Origin of the sequence: Hydrosulfovibrio ferrireducens, assembly GCF_046883345.1 — a bacterium.
Lineage (GTDB): Bacteria > Desulfobacterota > Desulfobulbia > Desulfobulbales > Desulfurivibrionaceae > Thiovibrio > Thiovibrio ferrireducens.
On sequence record NZ_JALKCW010000013.1, the window covers coordinates 140,760 to 164,742 of the forward strand.

Annotated in this window: 22 protein-coding genes; 7 read left to right on the forward strand and 15 right to left on the reverse strand. The window is 53.9% G+C overall.

Going from position 1 to position 23,983, the window contains the following annotated elements; translation table 11 throughout:
* Positions 1-28: 28 nt before the first annotated feature.
* From MWR57_RS06470 to MWR57_RS06495, 6 genes are all read left to right on the forward strand, one after another.
* On the forward strand, positions 29-709 hold the full coding sequence (locus tag MWR57_RS06470) for a hypothetical protein (RefSeq protein ID WP_423123985.1): 681 nt from the start codon (positions 29-31) through the stop codon (positions 707-709).
* Between the two features lie 165 nt (positions 710-874).
* Positions 875-1,891: a zinc-dependent alcohol dehydrogenase family protein gene (locus MWR57_RS06475; protein ID WP_423123986.1), complete on the forward strand. Its 1,017-nt coding sequence runs from the start codon at positions 875-877 to the stop codon at positions 1,889-1,891.
* A gap of 179 nt (positions 1,892-2,070) precedes the next feature.
* Positions 2,071-2,523, forward strand: a complete 453-nt coding sequence (locus tag MWR57_RS06480) for a DMT family transporter (protein WP_423123987.1) — start codon at positions 2,071-2,073, stop codon at positions 2,521-2,523.
* Positions 2,524-2,784: 261 nt separating this feature from the next.
* The gene (locus tag MWR57_RS06485) at positions 2,785-4,824 is read left to right on the forward strand and encodes an SEC-C metal-binding domain-containing protein (RefSeq protein ID WP_423123988.1); all 2,040 of its coding nucleotides are present in this window, start codon (positions 2,785-2,787) and stop codon (positions 4,822-4,824) included.
* Between the two features lie 184 nt (positions 4,825-5,008).
* Positions 5,009-5,425 carry a hypothetical protein gene (locus MWR57_RS06490; protein WP_423123989.1) on the forward strand — a complete coding sequence of 139 codons (417 nt, stop codon included), beginning with the start codon at positions 5,009-5,011 and terminating at the stop codon, positions 5,423-5,425.
* Between the two features lie 75 nt (positions 5,426-5,500).
* A complete protein-coding gene (locus MWR57_RS06495; protein WP_423123990.1) occupies positions 5,501-5,992 on the forward strand; it encodes a hypothetical protein in 492 nt (163 codons plus the stop codon).
* 146 nt (positions 5,993-6,138) lie between these two features.
* Here the strand turns inward: MWR57_RS06495 and MWR57_RS06500 are convergent, their stop codons facing one another.
* From MWR57_RS06500 to rsfS, 7 genes are all read right to left on the reverse strand, one after another.
* Positions 6,139-6,804 (reverse strand): class I SAM-dependent methyltransferase, encoded by a 666-nt coding sequence (locus MWR57_RS06500; RefSeq protein ID WP_423123991.1) that lies wholly within the window; start codon positions 6,802-6,804, stop codon positions 6,139-6,141.
* Between the two features lie 236 nt (positions 6,805-7,040).
* A complete protein-coding gene (locus tag MWR57_RS06505) occupies positions 7,041-8,372 on the reverse strand; it encodes an amidohydrolase (protein WP_423123992.1) in 1,332 nt (443 codons plus the stop codon).
* Positions 8,373-8,529: 157 nt separating this feature from the next.
* A complete protein-coding gene (locus tag MWR57_RS06510; protein WP_423123993.1) occupies positions 8,530-9,354 on the reverse strand; it encodes a purine-nucleoside phosphorylase in 825 nt (274 codons plus the stop codon).
* A gap of 92 nt (positions 9,355-9,446) precedes the next feature.
* On the reverse strand, positions 9,447-10,526 hold the full coding sequence (locus MWR57_RS06515; RefSeq protein ID WP_423123994.1) for an ATP-binding protein: 1,080 nt from the start codon (positions 10,524-10,526) through the stop codon (positions 9,447-9,449).
* Between the two features lie 116 nt (positions 10,527-10,642).
* Positions 10,643-12,034 carry a threonine synthase gene (gene thrC / locus MWR57_RS06520; protein ID WP_423123995.1) on the reverse strand — a complete coding sequence of 464 codons (1,392 nt, stop codon included), beginning with the start codon at positions 12,032-12,034 and terminating at the stop codon, positions 10,643-10,645.
* A gap of 209 nt (positions 12,035-12,243) precedes the next feature.
* On the reverse strand, positions 12,244-13,794 hold the full coding sequence (gene gpmI / locus MWR57_RS06525) for a 2,3-bisphosphoglycerate-independent phosphoglycerate mutase (protein ID WP_423123996.1): 1,551 nt from the start codon (positions 13,792-13,794) through the stop codon (positions 12,244-12,246).
* A gap of 25 nt (positions 13,795-13,819) precedes the next feature.
* Positions 13,820-14,206 carry a ribosome silencing factor gene (gene rsfS, locus MWR57_RS06530; RefSeq protein WP_423123997.1) on the reverse strand — a complete coding sequence of 129 codons (387 nt, stop codon included), beginning with the start codon at positions 14,204-14,206 and terminating at the stop codon, positions 13,820-13,822.
* 221 nt (positions 14,207-14,427) lie between these two features.
* On the opposite strand from rsfS, the gene MWR57_RS06535 reads away from it, so the two are divergent.
* The gene (locus tag MWR57_RS06535; protein ID WP_423123998.1) at positions 14,428-14,649 is read left to right on the forward strand and encodes a NifU family protein; all 222 of its coding nucleotides are present in this window, start codon (positions 14,428-14,430) and stop codon (positions 14,647-14,649) included.
* Between the two features lie 19 nt (positions 14,650-14,668).
* On the opposite strand, the gene MWR57_RS06540 is transcribed toward MWR57_RS06535, so the two are convergent.
* The 8 genes from MWR57_RS06540 to speB all read right to left on the reverse strand — a co-directional run bounded on the left by MWR57_RS06540 (position 14,669) and on the right by speB (position 23,900).
* Entirely contained in the window at positions 14,669-15,139 is a 471-nt protein-coding gene (locus tag MWR57_RS06540) for a 23S rRNA (pseudouridine(1915)-N(3))-methyltransferase RlmH (RefSeq protein WP_423123999.1), read from the reverse strand.
* Between the two features lie 6 nt (positions 15,140-15,145).
* Positions 15,146-15,544: a YkgJ family cysteine cluster protein gene (locus tag MWR57_RS06545; RefSeq protein WP_423124000.1), complete on the reverse strand. Its 399-nt coding sequence runs from the start codon at positions 15,542-15,544 to the stop codon at positions 15,146-15,148.
* 77 nt (positions 15,545-15,621) lie between these two features.
* Complete coding sequence (locus MWR57_RS06550; protein WP_423124001.1) at positions 15,622-17,097, reverse strand: class I SAM-dependent DNA methyltransferase; 1,476 nt, start codon at positions 17,095-17,097, stop codon at positions 15,622-15,624.
* Positions 17,098-17,185: 88 nt separating this feature from the next.
* The gene (locus MWR57_RS06555) at positions 17,186-17,389 is read right to left on the reverse strand and encodes a GIY-YIG nuclease family protein (protein ID WP_423124015.1); all 204 of its coding nucleotides are present in this window, start codon (positions 17,387-17,389) and stop codon (positions 17,186-17,188) included.
* 187 nt (positions 17,390-17,576) lie between these two features.
* Positions 17,577-18,560, reverse strand: coding sequence for a virulence RhuM family protein/type II toxin-antitoxin system death-on-curing family toxin (locus MWR57_RS06560; RefSeq protein ID WP_423124002.1), 984 nt, complete (start codon positions 18,558-18,560; stop codon positions 17,577-17,579).
* A gap of 74 nt (positions 18,561-18,634) precedes the next feature.
* Positions 18,635-20,248, reverse strand: a complete 1,614-nt coding sequence (locus MWR57_RS06565) for a restriction endonuclease subunit S (protein ID WP_423124003.1) — start codon at positions 20,246-20,248, stop codon at positions 18,635-18,637.
* 2 nt (positions 20,249-20,250) lie between these two features.
* A complete protein-coding gene (locus MWR57_RS06570; protein ID WP_423124004.1) occupies positions 20,251-23,034 on the reverse strand; it encodes a type I restriction endonuclease subunit R in 2,784 nt (927 codons plus the stop codon).
* Complete coding sequence (gene speB / locus MWR57_RS06575) at positions 23,031-23,900, reverse strand: agmatinase (protein ID WP_423124005.1); 870 nt, start codon at positions 23,898-23,900, stop codon at positions 23,031-23,033. Before speB ends, MWR57_RS06570 begins: the two co-directional genes overlap by 4 nt.
* Positions 23,901-23,983 lie beyond the last annotated feature (83 nt).

Sequence of the window (23,983 nt, forward strand, 5' to 3'; positions counted from 1 at the left end):
TCGTTAGGTGGTAAAAAGAAATAACAGCATGTCCTTCACATTATCCAAAGTTGTCCCCTGGGGAAGATCATATGAAGAATACATTTCAATGTTCTCATTATCCCCTTCTGAGCTTTCTAAACCCATTTTAGGGTGTAGCGATGGCCCAGCCAGTTTCAACAGCATTTTAAACAAACAAAACGGCTCAATTGTCTCTGTCGATCCACTCTACTCATGTACCCCTGAACAAATTCAAAAAAGAATAGACGAAACATACAACACAGTTCTCGAGCAAACCCGGGAAAATCAAAATGAATTTGTCTGGAACCACATCGCCACCGTCGAGGAATTAGGCAAAATCCGAATGGCAGCAATGAATGAGTTCATGAAAGATTATGAGAAAGGCAAAAAAGAAAAAAGGTATATAAATGCCTCCCTGCCTCAATTGCCATTCCGTGACAAAAAATTCAATATTGCCCTCTGTTCACATTTCCTATTTCTGTACAGTGAGCAATTAACTGAAAAATTTCATTTTGAATCAATTAAAGAGTTATGTAGAGTGGCTAAAATTGTAAAAATATTTCCGGTGCTTGAGCTTGGTTCTGTCAAATCACGCCACCTTGAAGCCATCATCAAAAGATTGGAAAAAGAAAATTTCCGAGTGAAATTGAAGAAAGTCGCCTATGAATTTCAGAAAGGTGGCAATGAAATGCTGGAAATAGCGAATTAAAACAACCACCTAACAATCCGCTCAAGCACGACGCGCGAGCACGCCAGTTTTAACGGCTTCGGCCAACTCACTACAACACGAACTTACTCAACCTCTGCTAGGCGCGCGTCTTAGCTTTGCGTTGGGCGTCATTAGTAAGCTCGCGAATTTAAGAAAGGTAAGAATATGAAATCAGTTGTTCTCAAAGATGGGTTTGGTATCGACAAGCTCACCATAACCCACGCGCCTTCGCCGGATATTGGGCCGGGAATGATTCTTGTCAGGATGAAGGCGGTCTCGCTCAATTATGTCGACCTCCTTCTGGTCAAAGGCCAGCTCAACCCCAATATCAAGCCCCCATTTATTCCCGTTTCGGATGGCGCGGGTATCATTGAAGAAGTCGGGCCTGACATCAAGGACTTCAAGCCGGGCGATCATGTAGCGACGACTTATATTCCGGAATGGATCGATGGGCGTTATACCCCGGAAAACTCCAGATTTGAAACCCGCCCTGGCTCAGGAACATCACCCGGACAACTTGTTGAATACAAGGTTTTTCGCAACAATGAGCTGATCAAAGTGCCGGAATCATTGAGCTTCGCGGAGTCTTCCACGCTTCCCATCGCTGCACTGACCGCCTGGAATGCGCTTGCGTATGGAAAAACCAAAGCCGGTGATACGGTATTGCTACATGGAACCGGCGGCGTTTCAATTTTTGCGCTTCAGTTTGCGAAAGCGATGGGCGCAAGGATAATCATTACGTCAAGCGATGACAAGAAACTGGCGAAGGCTCGTGAGCTTGGAGCCAATTACCTGATTAACTACAGGCAAACACCCGATTGGATTTCCGACGTATTCGCTATGACGGATGGTGAGGGTGCAGATGTTGTCGTTGAAACTGTGGGGGGAAGCAATCTTAATAAAAGTCTTGAGGCGCTAAGACTGGATGGGCATATTTCTGTCGTGGGCTTTCTGGATGGAGTGCAAAGTCCGATCAATTTGATTTCACTGAATCTGAAACGCGCCAAGATCAACGGATTGAGTGTTGGAAGCCGACAGGATTTTGCAGATATGCTGAAAGCTATCTCAGCAAATAAGATTCAGCCTGTTATTGACAGAACATTTCCGCTGGATCAAACAGCGGAAGCATTTTCTTATCTCGAATCAGCCAGGCATTTCGGCAAAATTGTGATCGAATTCTAGATCGAGAAAAAGTAATGGAAAGGGTATTTTATTACGTATGGCCGCCCAACAAGGCGTTTAACCTGGACGCGCGAAAACAGCGCGCCGGTTAACTCCGCGTTATGCCGAACTTAAAAGATAAGATACAAATGTGTTCACAAGGTCATTTAGCAACAAACAATTAATGTGGAGGCAGACGTTTGTTAACCTTACAGAATATCTCACTTATGTTAATTGCACTATTTGCAGGAGCAAGCTTTGTAATCCAGCAGGCAGTCAATTCAAATCTTCGTTTTGAAATTGGATCACCTTGGTGGGCTGGATTCTTTAGCTATCTTGGCGGCACAATCGTTATGCTCATTATGATTTTTTTGATGCGAGATCCAATTGTGACTGCCAACCTGACTTTACGTAGCTCATTATGGTCATGGACAGGAGGTCTGTTTGGAGCCATTTACATAGCTATTTCGATCCTGCTATTACCCCGACTGGGTATCTTCACCGTTGTCGCATTAATAGTAGTTGGCCAGTTAATAACATCAGTCGCATTTGACCATTTCGGCGTTATGAATGTGCCAATTCAACCCATAACTATTACACGAGGAATTGGCGCAGGATTTCTTTTAATCGGAGCAATATTGATTCGGTGGTAAATTTTATCCAGGCGATTATGTATAAAGAAATTAGGCATAACAAACGGCTGCACACGGAAAATCTGGCCTACGGCCAGTTTTCCGGTGAGCCTTCTCGTTGGCTCACAACGAATGAAGTGAACTTTTCAAAATTCGACAGTACAATCATTGAGGATATTGAGAGTGAGGAGAGAGCAAGAAATCTTTGATGATCTAACGTCTCTTTGTACACAGCCAGGATACGTTCATGCCATTTGCTGGTTTTGCTTCCGGGATAACCTCGTGAAGGTCGGTGAGAAATTAGAAGCGAAGAACCTCGAAAACCTGTACGGCTTTGATAGGTTGGTCCGTACCGAAATATCCACTTTGATCGGTCTAGCTCTAAAAGGTCCGATGGACCTCTCACTTCCCGCACCTGATACCTTGCAGGAGTACATCGAAAAAACCGAAACCCTCTTGCATGAGATTCATGAAGCGATGTGCGCACCCTGGCTCGCACATTTGACACCAGAAAAGATCAAAGGAGGCTTTGATCCATTCGCTAGTGGAGACTCTCTCCGGGAACCGATCTTCTACGGTAGCGAGTCGGCGTATGGATTTCAATATCGTGACTTTTCTGTCAGAAAATACCAAAAGGATGATGAATGGATCAAGAAAACGAAAGATTTCTCGATTCATACCGCAAGGGAAGTGGTAAAGGCAATATGCGATCTACAAGCAACCAAAATACCTCGAGTACTTGATTCCTTTGTGGATTTACCTCCCGAAGATTGGACACTAATCGAGGGCTTTAAATTTTCTGTAGAGGAACTAGCTGCTCATGCAGGTATTACCGAAGAGACTGCGGATGCGGTTGTCAAGGCCTTCGCTGTTCCGCAAGGCGAAATAAACACTGAATTTCAGTCGCTTAGTGATTTCAATATTGCTAACGCATTTCCACTAATCCCAACCAGCACAGGCTCATTCCTTCTATTTCAGCAATATAATATCCTCGAAGCCCTTTATGAGTCACCGTACTATTGGATGACCTCCGACAAAGCGTATTGGGGCACAGCAACCAAAAACCGAGGACTATTTACCGAGGAGTTCTGTAAGCAACGCCTATCGCAAGTATTCGGCAACAAACACGTTTTTGCAAATGTCGAAATTTACGAATCTAAAGGAAAACGTATCGGCGAGATTGATGTCCTCGTCGTCTTTGGTAACCGGTCAATTTTGTTGCAAGCAAAATCCAAAAAGCTGACACTTGAAGCTCGAAAAGGAAATGATCTGCAGATTAAGGACGACTTCAAGAAGAGCGTTCAAGATGCCTATGACCAAGGACTTATCTGTGCAAAAGCACTTGGCAATACCCAATACAAATTTGTTCCCAAAGATGGGAGCCCGATCAATCTGTCCGCATTCAAAGAGATTTACATCGTTTGCGTGGTGTCGGATCACTATCCTGCTCTTGCGTTCCAGGCAAGGCAGTTCCTAAAGTTTGAAACAACGGACCAAATAGCGCCGCCCTTCGTGATGGATATATTCACGCTCGATGCGCTAACTGAAATGGTTTCTACTCCTTTACAACTGCTGAGCTATGTTAACCGTCGCACGCGATATACAGGACGCCTTATGGCAACAAACGAGCTCACAGTTCTCTCGTACCATCTCAAATACAATCTCTGGTTACAGGACCGATATGACATGATCACGCTTGAGGATAACTTTTCAATAGACCTCGATGCGGCAATGATGGTTCGACGAGAAGGGTTTTCTGGAAAAGCAACTCCCGACGGTGTTTTGACTCGGCTTTCTAAGCTTTCACTGGGTAGATTAATAACATCGATTGAGCGAGAGCCTCATCCTGCCACTATTGCGTTGGGCTTCATGTTGCTTACTATCGGTGAAGATTCAGTTCGCAATATTAGTAGTGGCATAGACAAAATCGTTGGTGAAGCACAAAAGGATGGCCAACATCATGACTTCACAGTCGCCGTGGGTGAGTCCGATACTGGCTTCACGGTTCACTGCAATGACTATCCAAAAGAAATTTCTATGGCACGTCTCCGAGATTATTGTCAAAGACGTATGTACAAGCAGAAGGCAGGCACTTGGTTCGGCGTCTGCCTGTCACCTTATGATGGAGAACTAAGGTTTGTTGTAAACCTACAAAACAAGTGGCAGTACGATAAGGCTATGGAGGCCGCAACCCGACGAATGGCTGCACCGAGCAAAATGGCAGATATTCTCAAAAAATCACGAAAGAAACGCAAGCCTGGAAGAAACGATCCTTGCTCCTGCGGAAGTGGGAAAAAGTACAAGAAATGCTGCTTGCCATAGGCCTCGTAATACTGGAGAAAAGACCAGATGTAAGGTCAAAACACAAGAGATAAAAGGGCCATATAATTTCAAGGAATAAGTATTTAATACAAATAGTTCCAACAATAAAATGCACCGGATAAACCGGTGATTTTCACGTTGGGCGTCATGCCGGCTCGCCATTTTTTACCAAAGGGGAACATAAATGGAACGTGATAGCCAGCAAACCCTCCTCGCGCAGCAACTTGAACATGACCGACAGATGAGGGTCTCTGACCGCCTTCACGATCTCATTGGACAGGGAGCGAAAGGATTGGCTTTTTTGAATGGAGGTGCGGTTGTAGCTATGCTCGCCTTCATTCAAGCTCTGGTCGACAAGCCCGTGTACTGCTGTTTCAAATCCTATGCACTTAGCGCATTGTCATTTTTCCTCTTGGGAGCATTTTCTTCCGCCATCGTATTTTTCTTTCATTACAAGGCCATTCGTGACGCTTACACAAATGCTAATCCTAACGGCTGGGAAACTTTGCACAAAATTGTTTGGGGGATTCTTATTTTCTCTACCGCTTGCGCGTTCATTGGCGGTGGTTTAGTAGCCGTCGGCATATATGTCGCTGTCTAAAACGCCCAACCCATCAGTCGAGAGGGACTGCGCAAAAGCGCGCAGCCCCTCACTTTTACGTTATAAATAAAAACAATGACACCTGCACAACTAAAAGAGGTAGTAATTGAGTCACTCTCAAAATTATGTGAAAATGATTATCTATTAATTGAAAGTTCTGTCAAAGAAGAATGTATCAATCACAAATTCGCTCAATATATCGAGTATATTACTAAACAATCATTACCTCATATTGATGTTGATGTTGATGTTGAATATAATAAGTATGAACATGATCCAAAAAAAATGATGGGGCAAACCCCTATCCGCCCAGACATAATAGTCCACAAAAGACAAAGCGGTAACTCAAACAACTATTTGGCTATTGAAGCAAAAAAAGAGTATTCAAGCAAACACGACAAAGAAAAAATAGAACACCTAGTTCTATCAGAAAATTTTAATTACTCTCTAGGTTGCCTTGTATCTTATCAACCAGATAGAGAGTATCTAATAATTCAATTTCTTGTGCCTAGTTCAAATGATTGGGAAAAATTGAAATACAGAAAACAACCATTTGAAATATTATAATTTTTTATAACCACCAGCTCCACTCGGACCCCGCAAACAGCGCGGGTCCGGTGAGCCGGACGTTAGACAGCAGAGGCATCGATTGGTATTGGAGGTTGCCGCCAGTTATCATGCCACCCGCGACAGTGGCTGAAGTTCGATGGGAATCAGCAATTCGCATAGAGCATATACTCTTCACCGCCGATAATATAGCCGTTCTTGGGCAGAAACGCATTATCGAGAATGTGGGAGTGGACCGGATTGTAATAGATGACGGCAATCTCCCGTGGTTTTCTTTGCAGCGATTTCTTTATATTTTTCACAACCGCTTCAAGAACAACATCGTCAAAGGGATTGAAGAAGAAAAACACATTCTGATCGTCCTTGATCTCGTAATGGGTGACATCCCCCTCGATCACCGAGATATCCAATCGCGATCCGGTTGCCTGCTCCACGATCTTGATATTATTGTGCGCTATGGCGCAGAGTTCCGGGGAAAATTCAATCCCCACCGCCTTTTTTATCCCCCGCAACACCGCAAGCAGCAAGACCCGCCCTTTGCCGCAGCCGAAATCCACCAGCACACTTTCCGGCGGGAGCGGCACCCTCTCCAGCAACCGATTGAACGACAGGGCCATGGTCGGCTGATAAAACGAGCCGTGCTCCTTGTTCTCCCCGGTGACGGTGAGATCGTGCAGGCTGATTTTATTCCTCGTGTCGGTCTTGTATTTGAAGTCAAAATGGAAATCGACCATCCTGTTAAAGATGATGCTCAGGGTGCGGACGAGTCCTTTTTCTTGTATATGCAGCCAGATATTTGTCAGCAGATCCATTGAGTTCCCTTACAAATTAATTGTTTTCCTGATTAGCGTTAATCTTCCGCAAATTCCCTCGCCCTCGAGGGAGAGGGTCAGGGAGAGGGTGAACAGCCGCCGTGTACCCCCTCTCCCCAGCCCTCTCCCCCACCAAAACGGGGGAGAGGGAGCATTTCGTAGGGGCTCTCCGATGTACAAATTACGTCTTGCGGAAGATTAGCGCTAATCAGGATTGTTTTCTACTGACCCGGCGGTTATCGCCGCCCCAGCCGGACCAACCCGGAGATATGCGCGCCGATTTCGCGCAGGCGAGCCAGCACCGCATCCTCGTCCATGGTGAGCAGTTTCCGATCCCGCATCACCACCCGGCCGTTGATCACCGAATGCGCCACATCCGCGCCGGTGGCCGCATAGACCAAATGCGAGGGGATGTTGTACATCGGGGTCAGATGCGGCTTGTTCATATCCAGCACGATGAGATCCGCCTTTTTCCCCACCTCCAGGCTGCCGATCAGGCTTTCCGCCCCCAGCAGCTTGGCGCCGCCCAGGGTGGCCATGCGCAGAGTGGTTTCGGCGCTCATCACCGTGGGGTCGAGGCGATGCACCTTGTGCAGCTTGGCCGCAGTGTCCATCTCGCCGAACATATCCACATCGTTGTTGCTGGCCGCGCCGTCGGTGCCCAACCCCACCGTGACCCCGGCCGCCAGCAGCTCCGGGATCGGCGCCACGCCCGAAGCAAGTTTCATGTTGCTTTCCGGGCAATGGGCCACCTTAACGCCCCGCTGGGCAAGGAGGTCGATCTCCGGTTCGGTCAGCACCACGCAATGGTCCGCCACCACCTGACTGTCGAGAATCCCCAGGGCATCCAGGTGCATGACCGGGGTGTGCCCGTATTTGGCCCGGCACCCCTCCACCTCGTCCCTGGTTTCGGAGAGATGGATCACATAGGCGGCTCCGTGCTTTTCCGCCACGGTCTTGAGCCGTTTGAGCAGATCCGGGGAGCAGGTGTACACGGCATGCGGGTCAACGGTAATGGAGATGAGCGGATGATTGCGATATTGAGCCATCAGCTCTTCCAGGTACACGATGCCGTTTTCCGGCGCGCCGTAGTTGGGCGAGGGAAAATCGTACAGCACCTCGCCCAGCCAGCCGCGCATCCCGGAATCCGCCGTGGCCCGGGCCACCTCTTTGGCAAAGAGGTACATGTCGCAGAAGCTGGTGGTGCCGGACTTGATCATTTCGGCCATGGAAAGCAGCGAAGAGTGATAGACCATCTCGGCATCGAGGTTCCCCTCCACCGGAAAGATGTACTCGGTAAGCCAGGTCATCAGGGGCAGGTCATCGGCCAGCCCGCGAAAGCAGGCCATGGCCGCGTGGGTGTGACTGTTGACCAAGCCGGGCATGACCAGGCCGTGGGGCTGGACGAGCTGCTCCGCCCCGGGGTACTTGCCAAGCATGGCTGCCCGCTCCCCCACCTCGACAATGGTGTCGCCGGCAATGGCCACGGCGCCGTCTTCGATCACGGTGTTGCTCTGGTCCAGGGTCAGGATCTGGCCGCAGACCAGCAGAGTTGCTTTAGTGTTCATGAATCCCTCTCTAAATCTGTAAACAAAAAGCACGGCTCAATCACTGAAAGGGTAAACGCTCAACAGTGCCGCAGATGCGCGGAAGAGCCCGGCGAAGTGTGCTAGTGCACATGAGCCGGGCGATGACAAAGCAGATGTGGTGCTGCTGAGCGTTTACCTAAATTTCAGGCAGCACCGCGAGAAGCAGCCGCGTCAAGCGGTCTTCCGCCCGTTTGGTTTCCTCGATGATCTCTTCCAGGATGATGGGCTTGAGATTGTCCGGATCATTGACGTTTGCCACCACCGAAAGGCCCAAGACCCGCATCCCGGCATGGATGGCCACGATCACCTCGGGCACGGTGGACATGCCCACAGCGTCGGCGCCGCATTGCCGGAGATAGCGGGTTTCCGCCGGGGTTTCCAGGCTAGGGCCGGGAATGGCCACATAGACGCCGGTGGCAACCTGAGCGATCTGCTCCCTGGCCGCGCAGGCCAGGGTTGTATCGATCAAGCTCCGGTCATAGGGGGCGGAAAGATCTGGGAAGCGCGGACCCCAGGCGTCAACATTGGGGCCGCGCAGGGGATTGTCCGGGATGAAGTTCAGATGATCGCGCACCACCATCACGGTGCCGGCAGCGAAGGCCGGGTTGAGGCCGCCTGCCGAGTTGGAGACAATAAGGGTTTTCGCCCCAAGCAGAGCGAGAACCCGGATCGGCATGGTCAACTCACGGGCCGAATACCCCTCGTAATAATGAAACCTGCCCTGCAGCACGGCCACCGGCCTGTCGCAGAGCCTGCCGAAGATAAGATTACCGGCATGGCTGGCCACGGTTGCCTTGGGAAAATTGGGAATCCCGCCATAGGGCAGGACAAGCGGCGATTCAATTTGTTCTCCCAGGCCGCTCAGGCCGGTGCCGAGCACCAGGACAATCTCCGGCGGTTCCACCATCTTGTCCCGTAAAAAACCGACAGCCTCATCAACCCTCTGTTTGAAACTTTCCATTCCCCTCCGCCCCTGCTGAATGATCAAAAAAAGACAACAAGGCCGCGGCCAAGGTCAGCGCCTTGCCGGAACCACTTGCTGCATGCACTTGTTTACCCGATTGAAACGGAGATGGGAAGGCGGATGGTAAAGGTCGTGCCCTGGCCGGGCGTGGATGCAAAGGAGAGGCTGCCGCCATGGGTTTCTTCGATGATCTGCTTGCAGGAGATAAGGCCGATCCCATTGCCGTCGCCCTTGGTGGTAAAATGGGGCTGGAAGATTTTTTCCCGGACCTCATCGGAAATACCATGCCCCTGGTCGATGATCTTGACCACTGCCTCGTCCGCCTCGCGGGAAAGGGCAATGGCAATAAGCCCCCCGGCCTCGCTGGCCTGGGCGGCATTGACCACCAGATTTGAAAACACCCGGCAGAGACCGAGGGAAGAAAAAGGGAATTCCGGCAGACTGCCTGTCACCTCGACCCGAATCCCACGACCGCCAATGTCCGGATGGACCATCCAGGCCGATTCCAGAAGATCAGCGATCAACTTGTCCAAGGAGTCGGTATGGATCGGGGTGGCAACCTGGCGCCGTCGGGCCTGGGCCAGGGCATTTTCCATGAGCACGAGCAGGTCTCCCCGCGCCTTGACCATGCAGGCAAGATATCTGTTTCCGGCAAGTCCGGGCACGGTTTTCTCCAAAACCTCCAGCAGATGAAAGGGAGTAAGCAGGTTCTTCATATCATGGACCATGATATTGATCTGCTCATAATCATGTCCGAGAATGTGAAGATCGCGACGAACCCGCTGGCTCAGGGTCCGCATCATGGCGACCAGCGATTTCGGCTGCCGGGAGAAATACTCATGGAACACTGCCAGGGGAACCTGCAGAAGCAGGGATTCTTCCAGAGTCGCGACGCTGGCGGAACGGGGCTGGTTTTCGATGATGGCCATTTCGCCGAAATAGTCGCCGGGCTTGATGACATCAATCACCCGGTTGCCGCGAAAAATCTTGACCATGCCCCGCAGGACGAGATACATATCCTGCCCGGGCTCGCCCTCATGGAAGAGAATCTCTCCCTTGGCTACCTGCACCTCCCTGGCCTTTTCCAGAAAAGCCGCAAGCTCTTCATCGGAAAAGAAATGGAACAGGTCTATCGTGCGCAAAAAATGCAGGAGTTCGGTTGGATTCACTGCACCCTCGTTCAGTTGACTTCCAACTGCTTTTTTTCAACGACCACTCATCTATCCGTCTCACTATAGCAGAGAAAAGACGCGTCTCCCTTGAAAAAACCGCTTCCCCTGAAAAATTACAGGGCGTGCTGCTCGACAAATGCCTTTACAGCCCCGACCTCGGCCGGGATCACCTCACAGCGGGTTTCCTTGTCGGCCAGATCGGCAAGGCTTGGCGGCAGCTCAGGCTCGTGGCCGATGGCGCGTTCGACGGCCGCGCCAAACTTGGCCGGATGGGCAGTGGCTAGGCAGATCATCGGCACTCCCTCCTCACGTCCAGCCAGGCCGGCCTTGACGCCCACGGCGGTATGCGGATCGAGCACATAGCCGTGCTGCTGGTAAAAATCGCGGATGGTGGCGATGGTTTCCTCTTCATTCACGCTGCGCGAGGCAAAATCCGCCCGCACCCGTTCCTGGGCAAGCTCGTCGAACTGGAGGCTGCCGCTGACCGCGAAGCGATCCATGTCCTGGCGGGTCCGTTCGGCATCCTCGCCGTTTAAGTAGTAAAGATACCGTTCGAAATTGCTGGCCACCTGAATGTCCATGGAGGGGCTTGAGGTTTGCGCCACCGCGCCCAGGGAATAATCGCCGTTTAAAATAAAACGGGTCAGCAGGTTGTTCTCGTTGGTGGCCAGAATCAGGTGGCGGATCTGATTGGGCAGCATGCGCCGGGCCACAAAGCCTGCGAAGATATCGCCGAAGTTGCCGGTGGGCACCGAGAAATCAACCTTGTCCACTCCAGCGCTCGCGGTAATCTTGAGCGCGGCATGGATATAGTAGACAACCTGGGCCACAATCCGGGCCCAATTGATGGAATTGACCGCGCCCAGCTGATGCTTCTCCTTGAAAGCCAGATCGTTGAAGATGGTCTTGACTATTGCCTGCCCGTCGTCAAAGGTGCCGCGCACCGCCAGATTGAAGACATTGGCGTCGGTGACCGTGGTCATCTGCAGTTCCTGAATGGGACTGACCCGATTGTGGGGGTGCAAAATAAAGATGTTGATCCGCTCCTTGCCGCGCACCCCGTAGATCGCCGCACTTCCGGTGTCGCCGGAGGTGGCGCCGAGGATGTTCATCTTGCCGCCGGACTCCTTGAGCAGGTACTCAAAGACATTGCCCAAAAATTGCAGGGCCACGTCCTTGAAGGCCAGGGTCGGCCCGTGGAACAGCTCAAGGATGTAGCAGTCGCCCTGCTTGACCAGCGGGGTGATCTCCGGGTGGTTGAAGGTTTGATACGATCGTGCCACCAGCTCGCGCAGGTCGTTTGCAGGAATATCGTCGATGAAAAGGCCGAGCACCGCGGTTGCCAGCTCCGGATAGCTGAGCTGGCGCCATTGGACCAGGGTTTCGGCGGAAATCTCGGGAATCGAGGTGGGCAGCAGCAGGCCGCCGTCGGTGGCCAGGCCCATCATCACGGCCTGTTTGAAGGATACGGGGGCAATGCCGCCCCTGGTGCTGATGTATTGCATTATAAATTACCCCTGAACACTCTTGTTCGTCGTTACTCTAACTTTTCCGCCTTTTTATTTCTGGACGTGTCACTACACAACAGCAGGTGCTTCGACAAGGCCCTCTTGAGCTTGTCGAAAGGCTCAGCACGAACGGAATTTCAATATATTAAGAAAATCACCGTTCACCCTGAGCCTGTCGAAGGGCTTTTTAGAAAATTATCATTATGTTATTTCCGCACCAGCAGGCTGGCGCTTTCCATCTCAGCCGGAATCGGCAGCCCCATGAGGTCGAGAATGGTGGGGGCGATATTGGTCAGGGTGCCGCCATCCTTCAGACCAAGGCCGGGCTGATTGCCGAGCATGACCAGGGGCACCGGGTTGGTGGAATGCGCTGTCACCGGGCCGCCGGTCTTTTTATTGATCATGACCTCGGCATTGCCGTGGTCCGCGGTGATCAGCACCACCCCGCCGAGTTCGGTGAAACGCTCGGCCACTTGGCCAATGCACCTATCCACGGTCTCGACCGCAGCGATGGCCGCGGGCATGATCCCGCTATGCCCCACCATGTCGCAGTTGGCGAAGTTGAGCACCACCAGGCTGTACGGGTTGTCCGCAAGCCGGCGCAGCAGCTCCCCGGTCACTGCTTCCGCGCTCATCTCCGGCTTCAGATCGTAGGTGGCCACCTCGCGGGGGGATGGGAGCAGCGCCCTGTCCTCCAGCGCAAAGGGGGCTTCCCGGCCGCCATTGAAAAAGTAGGTGACGTGGGCGTATTTTTCCGTCTCGGCGATGCGGAGCTGCCGCAAGCCGTGACTGCTGACCTCTTCTCCCAGAATATGAGTAAGGGGTACCGGGGGAAAGGCCACGGGCAAAGCAAAATCCTTCTCGTACACCGTGAAGGTGAGATATTCGGCCAAACAAGGACGGTGCCGCACCGGGAACCCGGCAAAATTCGGGTCGACAAAGACATGGGTCATCTGCCTGGCCCGATCGGCCCGGAAGTTGAAAAAAATCACCGAATCCCCATCGTTGATGGTAGCCACCGGCTGCCCGTTGTTGGTGATCACCGTGGGGTTGATGAACTCATCGTTTTCGCCGCGGTCATAGGCCGCGGCCACAGCCTCCCCTCCGTCCGTGGCCGTATGCTGGGCCCGGCCATCCACCATGGCCTGCCAGGCCAGGGAGACCCGGTCCCAGCGATTGTCGCGATCCATGGCATAGTAGCGGCCGCACACCGAAGCGACCCGGCCCACGCCGATACGTTTCATGGCCTCTCCAAGCTCAGCCATGTACCCCCCACCGCTCCGGGGCGGGGTGTCGCGGCCATCCATGAAGGCGTGGACATACACCTTGGCAAGGCCCAGTTGTTTGGCCATTTCCAAAAGCGCGATGAGATGACGGATGTGGCTGTGCACCCCGCCGTCGGAAACAAGGCCGAGCAGATGCACCGCCGTGCCCTGCCCAGCGGCGCGGCAGAAAACCTTGGCCAGCTCCTCGTTCTTGAAGAAATCCCGGTTTTCGATATCCCGGTTGATCCGGGTGAAATCCTGGTAAACAATGCGGCCGGCGCCGATATTGAGATGCCCCACCTCGGAGTTGCCCATCTGCCCTTCCGGCAGACCCACCGCGCCATTATGGGCAACCAGGGTGGTGGCGGGCTGACTGGCCTGCCAGCGGTCCATGTTGGGCGTTCTGGCAAGATGGATGGCGTTGCCCTCCCACGGCTCCCCGATTCCCCAGCCGTCGAGAATGGCCAGCAACACCGGCGTGATCTTTTTCATCGTTTCTCCCGTGCCTCGATCTGCTTCAGGACGCTGCTTCCGGGGTTATCTCCACCCTGGGTGCGTCGTGCCACAGCCCTTCAATATCGTAAAATCTGCGGTCTTCGTTGTAAAAAATATGCACGACCACATCGTTATAATCGAGCAGAACCCAATGCCCCTCGCCCAGGCCCTCGGTGTTGCCGGTCTTGACGTTTTTGTGACGCAGGGCCACGTCCACGGACTGGGCCAACCCCTGCACGTGGCGGGTGGAGCGTCCGCTCATGATGACGAAAAAATCAGTAAAGGAAGACAGGCCACGCACATCAAGAACGACCAGGTCCTCCGCTTTTTTTTCCAGGGCTGCCAGGGCTGCAAAACGAGCCAGCTCCATACTTGACGCATCCTGAATATCCTTATGGACCTTTTTCATTGTGACTCCTTGTTGGGGTAGGCGCCCATGGTTCGCCATGAACAAAATGGGAGCGCTATCATACTACAACAACGGCTAATCTGGCAATCGGTTAGTTCCGTAAGCAATCACAGGGCAGTGCAGATGCGCCGTCCTGTGATCGCTTACAAGGTTGTCGGCGGGAAAGAGCTGTGTTAGATTGTTACACGCTTTCACCTGACAATCCAGCTTGAGGAATAACGATGCGCGACAGAATTCTGGCGGCTCTGGCAAAGATTCGCCCCACGCTCCAGGCGGACGGAGGCGATGTGACCCTGGTTGATGTGAGCAAGGACGGGGTGGTCACGGTCCAGTTGACCGGGGCTTGCAAGGAATGCCCCATGTCCAGAAATACGCTCAAAAACGGGATTGAAAAATTCTTGAAAGGCGAAGTTCCGGAGGTCCGTTCCGTGGAATCCGTTTGACCTGGCCGGAGTTGTTGCCTTATTTATGATATCCGGTTCCGGCCTTGATGGAAAACGCCCGGTACAACTGTTCGAGCACCAGCATTCGAGCCATCTCGTGGGTAAAGGTCATCCGCGAGAGCGATAAGACATAATCCGCCTTTTCAACAAGCTTCGGCGCAAGGCCGGTGGGACCGCCGATCAAAAAGGCAATCTCCCGCACCCCCTGATCCTCCCAGCGGCAAAGCAGATCGGCCAGCTCTTCCGAGCTGAGCTGCTGTCCTAACGGAGCCAGAGCTACGACTTTGGCAGATTGCGGAACACTGCCAAACAATATTTGCGCTTCCTCGTTCTGCAGCCGCGCCGCATCTTCCTTGGCCCCGCTCTTCTTTTCCTTCAAAACCGGCAGCTCAAGCTGGACAAAACGCCTGAGCCGCCCGGCAAAATCATCGATTCCGGCGCCAAGGTACTGCTCCCTGGTTTTGCCCAAGAGCGGCAGGATGATCTTCACCTTCCCCTACTTTCCCGCATCCTGCTGCTTGAGAAGCTCGGCAAACCGGGAGCGAAATTCCTCATAGCCGAGCTCTCCTTTAATGCCGGGGCAGGATTGGCGGATGGCCTCGAAATTGTTCTGGTCGGTGAGCATGCTGGGATGCAGGGGCCATTGCCGGCAACGCCAAGGCTTGCCTTCATGCACCGTGCAGCCTTCGTTAAAAAAGATGCAGTGACCATCCACGATCTTCATCTGCACCACCTTGCCGGTAAGTCGCAGATATTTCTCCTGCACTTCGGCAATGGGCAGATGCAGATAGGCGACCAGCCGGGCGACATCATCGGGGTCCAGAGAGACCGTGGTTTCGCCCTGACAGCAATGGCCGCACTGCCGACACTGAAAAATTTCCTGTTCCTCAACCATATTCAATCACCTGCCCTTGCCTTATTTTTCACCAGCACCATGTTCCAGGCGCATTTCAGCGCAAAAACATACACCAATTACGTCAAAGCCGCCGCAATTTCCCGAAAGCTGTTCAAGCCCGCCTCAAGATTGTCGATGATCTCCCCGGCCAACACGTCCGGCTCGGGCAGGTTGTCCAGATCGGCCAGGCTCTTGTCTTTGAGCCAGAAGATGTCCAGGCTGGTTTTATCACGACCGATGATCTGCTCGTAGCCGAATCTGCGCCAGCGCCCTTCCGGATTGTCCTGCTCGCTCCACAGTTCCTTGCGCGCCTGGCGGTTTTCCGGGTTGTAGCAAGCGATGAACTCCTGCAAATCCGCAAAGCGCAGCGGTTTCTTTTTCAGGGTGTGGTGGATGTTGGTGCGATAGTCGTAGTACCAGACCTCCTTGGTCCACGGCTCTTTGGAGGCAGCACGGTTGTCGAAGAACAGGACATTGGCCTTCACCCCGTTGGCGTAAAAGATGCCGGTGGGCAGACGCAGGATGGTGTGCAGCTCGGTGGTTTCCAGCAGCTTTTTGCGCACCGTCTCACCCGCGCCGCCCTCGAACAGCACGTTGTCCGGCACCACCACCGCCGCGCGCCCGGTGGTTTTCAGCATGGTACGGATGTGCTGCACGAAGTTGAGCTGCTTGTTGGAGGTGGTAGCCCAGAAATCCTGACGGTTGTAGGTCAGGTCGTCTTTTTCCTGCTCACCCTCCTCGTTGGTGAAGCTCATCGAGCTTTTCTTGCCGAATGGCGGATTGGCCAGCACGTAGTCGAAACGCTGGCCGCTGTCAGCCACCAGCGCATCGTTGGACGACACCATGCTCTCGCCGTCGATCTCGCCGATGTTGTGCAGAAACATGTTCATCAAGGCCAGGCGGCGGGTGCCCGCGACAATCTCGTTGCCGAAAAAGGTTTCGTGCTTGAGAAAGGCCTTCTGCGTCTTGTCCAGCCGGTGGGCAGCCACCAGAAAATCATAGGCCGCCAGAAAAAAACCGCCCGTGCCGCAGGCCGGGTCGGCGATGGTCTTGCCCGGCTCCGGCCGCACGCACTCCACCATGGCACGGATCAGGGCGCGCGGCGTGAAGTACTGCCCTGCCCCGGATTTGGTGTCCTCGGCGTTTTTCTCCAGCAACCCCTCGTAGATGTCGCCCTTCACATCCGCGCCCATGGTCACCCATTGGGTTTCGTTCACCATGTCGATCAGGCGATAGAGCTTGGCCGGGTCCTGGATCTTGTTCTGGGCCTTGGTGAAGATCTGCCCCAGCATCCCCGGCTTGTTGCCCAGCTCACGGAGTAGGGTCACGTAATGTACCTCCAACTCCGCGCCGCGCATGGGCTTGAGGCTCTGCCAATTGTACTCGGTGGGAATACCCACCTTGCGGTTGTAGGGCGGCCGGCTATACTCGTCCGCCATCTTGAGGAAGATCAGATAGGTGAGCTGCTCCAAATAGTCGCCATAGCTCACCCCGTCGTCGCGCAACGTGGTGCAGAAACTCCAAACCTTGGAGATAATGGCTGCGGGGGTCATGTCTTAACCTCGAATAGGCTGTCATTCCGTCCACTATGCCCGTCATTCCCGCGCAGGCGGGAATCCAGTTTTTGAATGACTGCTCTGTTTAAAGCAACTCTTCCCACAAATCTTTCCATGTCGGATTCGTCTTCTCGATCAAATTTATTTTCCATTGCCTGTTCCATTTCTTGAGCTGCTTCTCTCGCTGAATCGCTAACAGCATCTGTTCATGAAATTCGTAATACGCCAGTGAATGAACCGCATATTTCTCTGCAAATCCTTCAACCAGATCATTTTTGTGCTGCCAAATGCGCTACACAAGATTGCTGGTTACACCGATATAAAGCGTGCCATTATATCCGCTCGTCAGAATATAAACCGCAGGGTGTTTTTCCATAAAACGCCCGTCATTCCCGCGCAGGTGGGAAGCCATTCGGTTTAAAAGCTGGATTCCCGCCTGCGCGGGAATGACGGATTATTTGTATTTTGTGCATGTCTTAACCTCGAATCAGATTCATGATCAAATGAATCATCAGTTGTTTTTGGCCGGGATCGCTTTGCGCCACCAGCAAGGCGATTGCCGCCAGGGCGTTGTCGTTGATCTTCAACTCGCCGTCGGTTTTGAGATGGTGCTGGTTGCGCTGCAAAAACCAGATAAACAGAAAGGCGCCGATGCGTTTGTTGCCGTCGGAAAACGGATGATTCTTGATGACGAAATACAGCAGATGCGCAGCCTGCTCCTCGATGCTGGGATAAAGAAACTCCCCGCCAAACGACTGCACGATGTTGCCGAGAATACCGGCAAAACTGTCGTCCTTTTGGTTGCCAAAAAGCTCGGAGGCTTCGTTTTTCGCCATCAAATCCGCCTTGAGCGCGGCAATGCCCGCCACCGCTTCCGCAGGCTGAATTTCATAGCGTATCGCCGTGGCAAAATCACCCAGCGGCAGCCGCTCGCTGTCGAACTGGTTGAGCAGCACAAAGGTGCGGGCATACCCGGCAATCACGCTCACCAGCCCGCGCGCCTCCGGCAGGCTGGCCTGCTCGATCAGATTTTGCTGAAACAGGGTCAGGGTTCGCTCAAGCTGCTTGATATGTTCTTGCTGGGTTTGCAGACGTTGGGTGTTCAGGGTATAGCCTTGCACCAGATGTTGCCTCAGCACATTGGTTGCCCAACGTCTGAATTGCACACCACGTTCCGATTTGATGCGATAACCGACCGAGATGACAACATCAAGGTCATAAAAAACGACCGGCCTGTCGGAATTTGCAATTTGCATTTTTTGCAAATTGCTTTTTTGGGAAATTTCCCCTTCAGTTAAGGCGTTGCTAATATGGCGCGAAATAACTGAAACATCCCGCCCAAACAACTCCACCATCTGCCCCTGCGATAGCCACACCGTATCCTGCTCAAGCGTCACATCAAGCTGTACTTGACCATCTGCAGTCTGATAAATAGCGACTTGCGCTTCTATTTGGCTCATGGCTTCACCTCACTATTAGGCAACTATACGGAAATTCCGTATAGTTCAAATTTGCAATATGCATTTCTTGCATATTACTTCCTCCCTGCCGTCTTGTGGGACTTGGCGGCAGTATGTGCATTTTTTGCACCTACTGCCCGCTCCGCCTTGATCCGCGCCAGCAGGGCCGAGGCGGGTTCGTCATGCGGGTCTTGTTCCACCAGTTGGCCGGAGAAAGCTTTTTTCAGGATGGATTGGCGCAGGGCTTCGGCTTGTTGCAGGGAGGTGGTGATGGTTTGGTCGAGTTGGTCAACTTCGGAAAGGCGCGCTTCGATTTCTAGCAAGATTTGTTTTTGCTCACTTTGACAAACAATGACTACCGGCAAATTTGCCAATACAGTTAAGTTGATTGACGCCAAGTTTGTCGTTTGCTTGGCGTGTCGAAAGAAATATTTCTTCGCGCTTTTTGTCTGGGAGTATAGCGAAAGAATTTCGGGGATAATTACACCACCAAATACCCGAGCCCTAAAAATGTGGTTTTGGTGAATGCATGCCTCAATCTGACTGCGCCACACTGCGCCCCTGCCAAGCTTATCTTTGTCTCCACCTTCAGTGTAAAGAACATCACCGAATTCCAATAGATATTTGTCTTTGTCCCGCGTTTCAACTTCAATATTCTTAATCTCCGTTAAATCGAGGTATCCGTCCTGGACATTTGCAACCCGCAGATATGGCAGAGATATTTTTTCTTTTCCATCAAGATTTTTTCCTTTTGTAACGCCTCCAATTAACTCCGCAATATTTCCAAGCTTTTCCCACCCCCACCCCTCCGGCAATTCAGGCAATTCATCCAGTTCTTCGGCGGTGAGCGGTTCCAGGGGTTTCGGGGCTTTAGGCTTGCTGCCCTGTTTGCCTGCGGCTTCCCAGTCGGCGAGTTGTTGCTGAAAGCGTTGGCCGCGTTCCTGCTGGATGCGCTTGAGCAAGGCCTCGGCGGTTTCAACCCTCCGGTCATTCCCGCCCCCCATACTGTCATTCCCGCGCAGGCGGGAATCCAGCTTTTCGTTTGAATGGATTCCCGCCTGCGCGGGAATGACGGAATTCTCCGCGCGCCACTGGGCGGTGAGTTTGCCCTCGAAGGCGTGTTTCAGCAAGGCCTGGCGATACACCTTGAGCTGCGCCTGGGCGGTTTTCAGGTTCTCGATGCCCTTGTCCAGCTCGGAAAACAGCTCCTCGATCTTGGCGACGATGCGGTGTTGTTCGTTGAGCGGGGGAATGGGTAATTGGGCATGCGCAATTTCATGCTTAGCAAATCCATTTTGGGCAGATCGCGAAATCATTTTCAGAGGCGATTGGAGAACCGACGTCTTCAATAAGTAAAATAAATACTTATTAAAGAACAGCCTCTTGTCAAAAATGGTTTTGGCGAGTGCAACGTTATACGCACCCTCCAACCCGGTTAAGATTCTCCCAAGAGAAGCGCCATACCTTGCAATTAACACGTCATCTTTCGTACAAAACTTGGTTACTTTATTCTTTGGGACATAGGTCGGGACCGTCTTTTCACCAAAATCTCGTATTTGCAGCAATTGAACAAAATCGCCATGAGGTTCATAGATGAATTCGGATTTTGGTGGCTGACTTCCGCCTTGGACATCCATCACATCACCAAGTTTCTGGACCGCCCAACTTTGAGGGTATGTCGTTTTCATACTCACGCCACCAGCACTTCATTCAACTCATCCAGCAGCGTATCCATCCGCGCCCCAAACAACTGGTACATCCTGCCCAGCCCGCCCTGCCCGTCAAAGGGCGACATCTCCAGATCGTCGCGCTCGATATGAAAGGAGTTGGCCACATGGTCACGGACCATGCGCAGCCACTCCATCTGGGCTTCGTTGAATTTTTCGCCGGAGCCGGAATGGTGCTGCATAATCCAGTTCTGGAAGTTGCGGCGCACGGTGTCGTCGAAGGTGGCCAGCCTGGCATCCATGCCGCAGACGCGGCGGATCAGGGCGACCAGGGCGGTGAGTTCGCTGATGGGCTGGGCGCCCTGGTAATCGTCGAGCTGGCGGTACGCCTGCCAGACCCGCAGGGGGGCGAGCTTGGGCTTGTCGCTTTTCAGCTTGTCCAGCACCTGGCGGATCAGCTCGAAGCTCAGTTCGCGCCTCCGGTACGGCTGGCTGAAGAAGATGGTAAGGGCCGCGATCTTGTCCTGGTTGGCTTTCAGGTACTCGGCAAACTCGTCGGTAAGGGCCTGGGCGTTGTTGGCTGCATCCTTGTCCCACTCGGCGCGCAACACCGTATCGAGGTTGTCGTGGTCAATGGTCTGTTCCTTGTCGCGGCGGATGGTATCGATGAGTTCCACCAGATCGCCGTTCAGCACCCGGGCCGCTTCGCGCACCAGTTGCTGTTGCGCCTGCTCCCGTTTGTCGTCGCCGGGGTCGCTGCCTGCGGGCAGACCCGTCAGCTCCAGGGCTCGGGCCTCGATGTTGTCACCGTCGATGGCCCCGAACAGCTTGCCGATGAGCTGGGTCAGCTCCATGCCTCCGGCAGCCTCCCGGATTTGCCGCTGCTCATCCGGGTTCAGTTGCTTGTTGAGCCGGGCCAACCGGCCGGCCAGGGAACTCACCGTGTCTGCATCGCTGGCCCCCATCATCACGCTCATGGCCAGGTCTTTCAGCGGCACGCTGGGCTTGGTGATCAGCGGCTGGCTGGCGGTCTTGAGCGATTTGGTTACGCCGATGGCATCGACGATCACATAGTGGGTCTTGGCGCTGATTGCCGAGGGGGTGACCTTTTTCAGGTCGTCCATCTCCAGGGTGCGGGTGCCCCGCCCCTTCATCTGCTCGAAGTAGTTGCGGCTTTTCACGTCGCGCATGAAGAGCAGGCATTCCAGCGGCTTGACATCGGTGCCGGTGGCGATCATGTCCACGGTGACGGCGATGCGCGGGTGGTACTCATTACGGAATTGTTGCAAAACCGACTTGGGGTCTTCCTCGCTCTTGTAGGTGAGCTTTTTACAGAAGGCGTTGCCCTCGTCGAACTCCTCGCGCACCGTCTGGATGATGTCGTCGGCGTGGCTGTCGGTCTTGGCGAAGATCAGGGTCTTAGGCACCTCGGTGCGGCCGGGGAAAATCTCCGGCAGTTTGTTGCGAAAAGCGCGGATGACGGTGCGGATCTGATCGGGGTTGACGATGTGGCGGTCCAACTGGGTGGCGGAATAGGCCTCGTCCTCGTCCTGCTGCTCCCAGCGCCTTCGGCGGGTGAGCTTTTCGCGCTTTTCCACCTGCTGGCGGGCGCTGATCTTCGCGCCCTGTTGGGTGATCTCGGTTTCGATGACATAGATCTCATTGCCCACGTTGACGCCGTCGGCCACTGCCTTTTCGTGGCTGTAATCGCTGACCACGTTCTTCTTGAAAAAGCCGTAGGTGCGGTTGTCCGGCGTGGCGGTAAGGCCGATCAGGCTGGCGTCGAAGTAGTCGAGCACCTGCTGCCACAGGTTGTAGATGGAGCGGTGGCACTCGTCGATGAAGATGAAATCGAAAAACTCCGGCGGAACCTTTTCGTTGTACACCACCGGCATGGGCGTTTTGGGCTGGGCCAGCTCCGCCGGGTTGATCTCCTCGGCAGCCTCATCCAGCGGGGTATCCTTGAGAATGGAGTAGAGCCGCTGGATGGTGCTGATGCAGACCTGGCTGTCCTTGGCAACGAAGGAGGATTTGAGCCGCTGCACGTTGTAGAGCTCGGTGAACTTGCGGTTGTCGTCGAGCGGCGTGTAGGACATCATCTCCTGCTCCGCCTGCTCGCCGAGGTTTTTGGTATCCACCAAAAAGAGGACCCGTTTGCCGTGGGCGTGTTTGAGCAACCGATAGATGGCGGTGATGGCGGTGTAGGTCTTGCCCGCGCCGGTGGCCATCTGGATCAGAGCCCGGGGGCGGTCGGCCTTGAAGGAGGCTTCCAGATTGGCAATGGCGATTTCCTGGCAATCGCGCAACCGCAACTCCTTGGCAGGCAGGTGATCCGGGTTGAGCAACGGAAGGTGCTGCAACCGCTCGCGCAGGCTGCTGCCCTGGGCCAGCCATTCCTTGAGGGTTTCGGGGCGGTGGAAGCTGAAGACCTCGCGGGAACGGGGCCTAGGGTCGAAACGGTTGGTAAAGCGGGTCAGGATGCCGGTGCTTTCATAGAGAAAGGGCAAGGGCTCCTTGTTATTAACCCATCTGAGTGTGGCCGTGGCATAGCCATCGGTCTGGGATTCATGGGTGGTAAGCCGCTGCCCTTCCTCGGCGCGTTTTGCCTCGACAACCCCCACGGCCTTGTGATCGACAAAGAGCACATAATCCGCCGGGCCGACATCGGTCTGATACTCCCGCACCGCCTGACCAACCCCGGCGGCCAGGTCGATTTTTTTGCTGTGCTGCACCGACCAGCCCGCCTGTCGCAACAGGGCATCAATGGCGTCGCGGGCTTTCTGTTCTGGATTCTGGTTTTCGCTCATGGCGCCTTCGATTGAAAGACATACCCCAGGGTCCGGTAGATCAGCTTGGCCACGGTAAAGGCCGCATGCTCCGCACCGGGACGCGGCGAGAACTCGACACAATCCATGCCCACGATGCGATGCTTGGCGGCAAGCGCCCGCAGCAGGCCGATGGTTTGCCGCCAGCTCAGACCGTCGGGCTCCGGGGTGCCGGTGGCCGGCATGATCGCCGGGTCCAACCCGTCCACATCGCAGGTGAAATACACCGGCCCCTTGATTTCGGCGCAGACCTGTTCGATCCAATCCGCTTCGGCATGGATGCGGTGCATGAAAAATGGGCGCCACCCCTTGGCCTGGACGAGCGCGTATTCCTCCTTGGAAAAGGAGCGGATGCCGACCTGGGTAAAGGGAACTCCCAATTCGTCGAGCCGTCGCATGACGCAGGCATGGCTGTCGGGGTTGTCATCATACTGGTCGCGCAGATCAAGGTGGGCATCGATCTGCACCACATGCAAATCCGGGTATTTCGCCAGACACGCCTTGACCGCGGGCACGGTCACGGTGTGCTCGCCGCCGAGCAACACCGGGAACATCCCCCCCGCAAGTTCGGCAGCCACTCCAGCCTGGATCCGGCGGCAGGCCTCGGCTGCGGCAAGGCCTGTGAAATCCGGCACCGGCCGGGTGGCGATGCCGAGCCGCACGGTCTCGGCCAACAGCTCGTCATCAAACACCTCCAGGGCCGGGGAAGCGTCGATGATCGCCTGCGGCCCGAGCTCGGTGCCGCCCAGCCAGCTCACCGAGGAGGCCAGCGGCGCGGAGAGGATGGCGATGCGTTTTTCCGGGCCGAGATCGGCTTCTTCCCCAAGAAATTGCGAGATGTGCGTCATAGTTTTTCCAATTGCTTCGTTGCTTAAATATCTAAACCGTCATTCCCGCGAAGGCGGGAATCCAAGGGAGTGGATGCCCGACT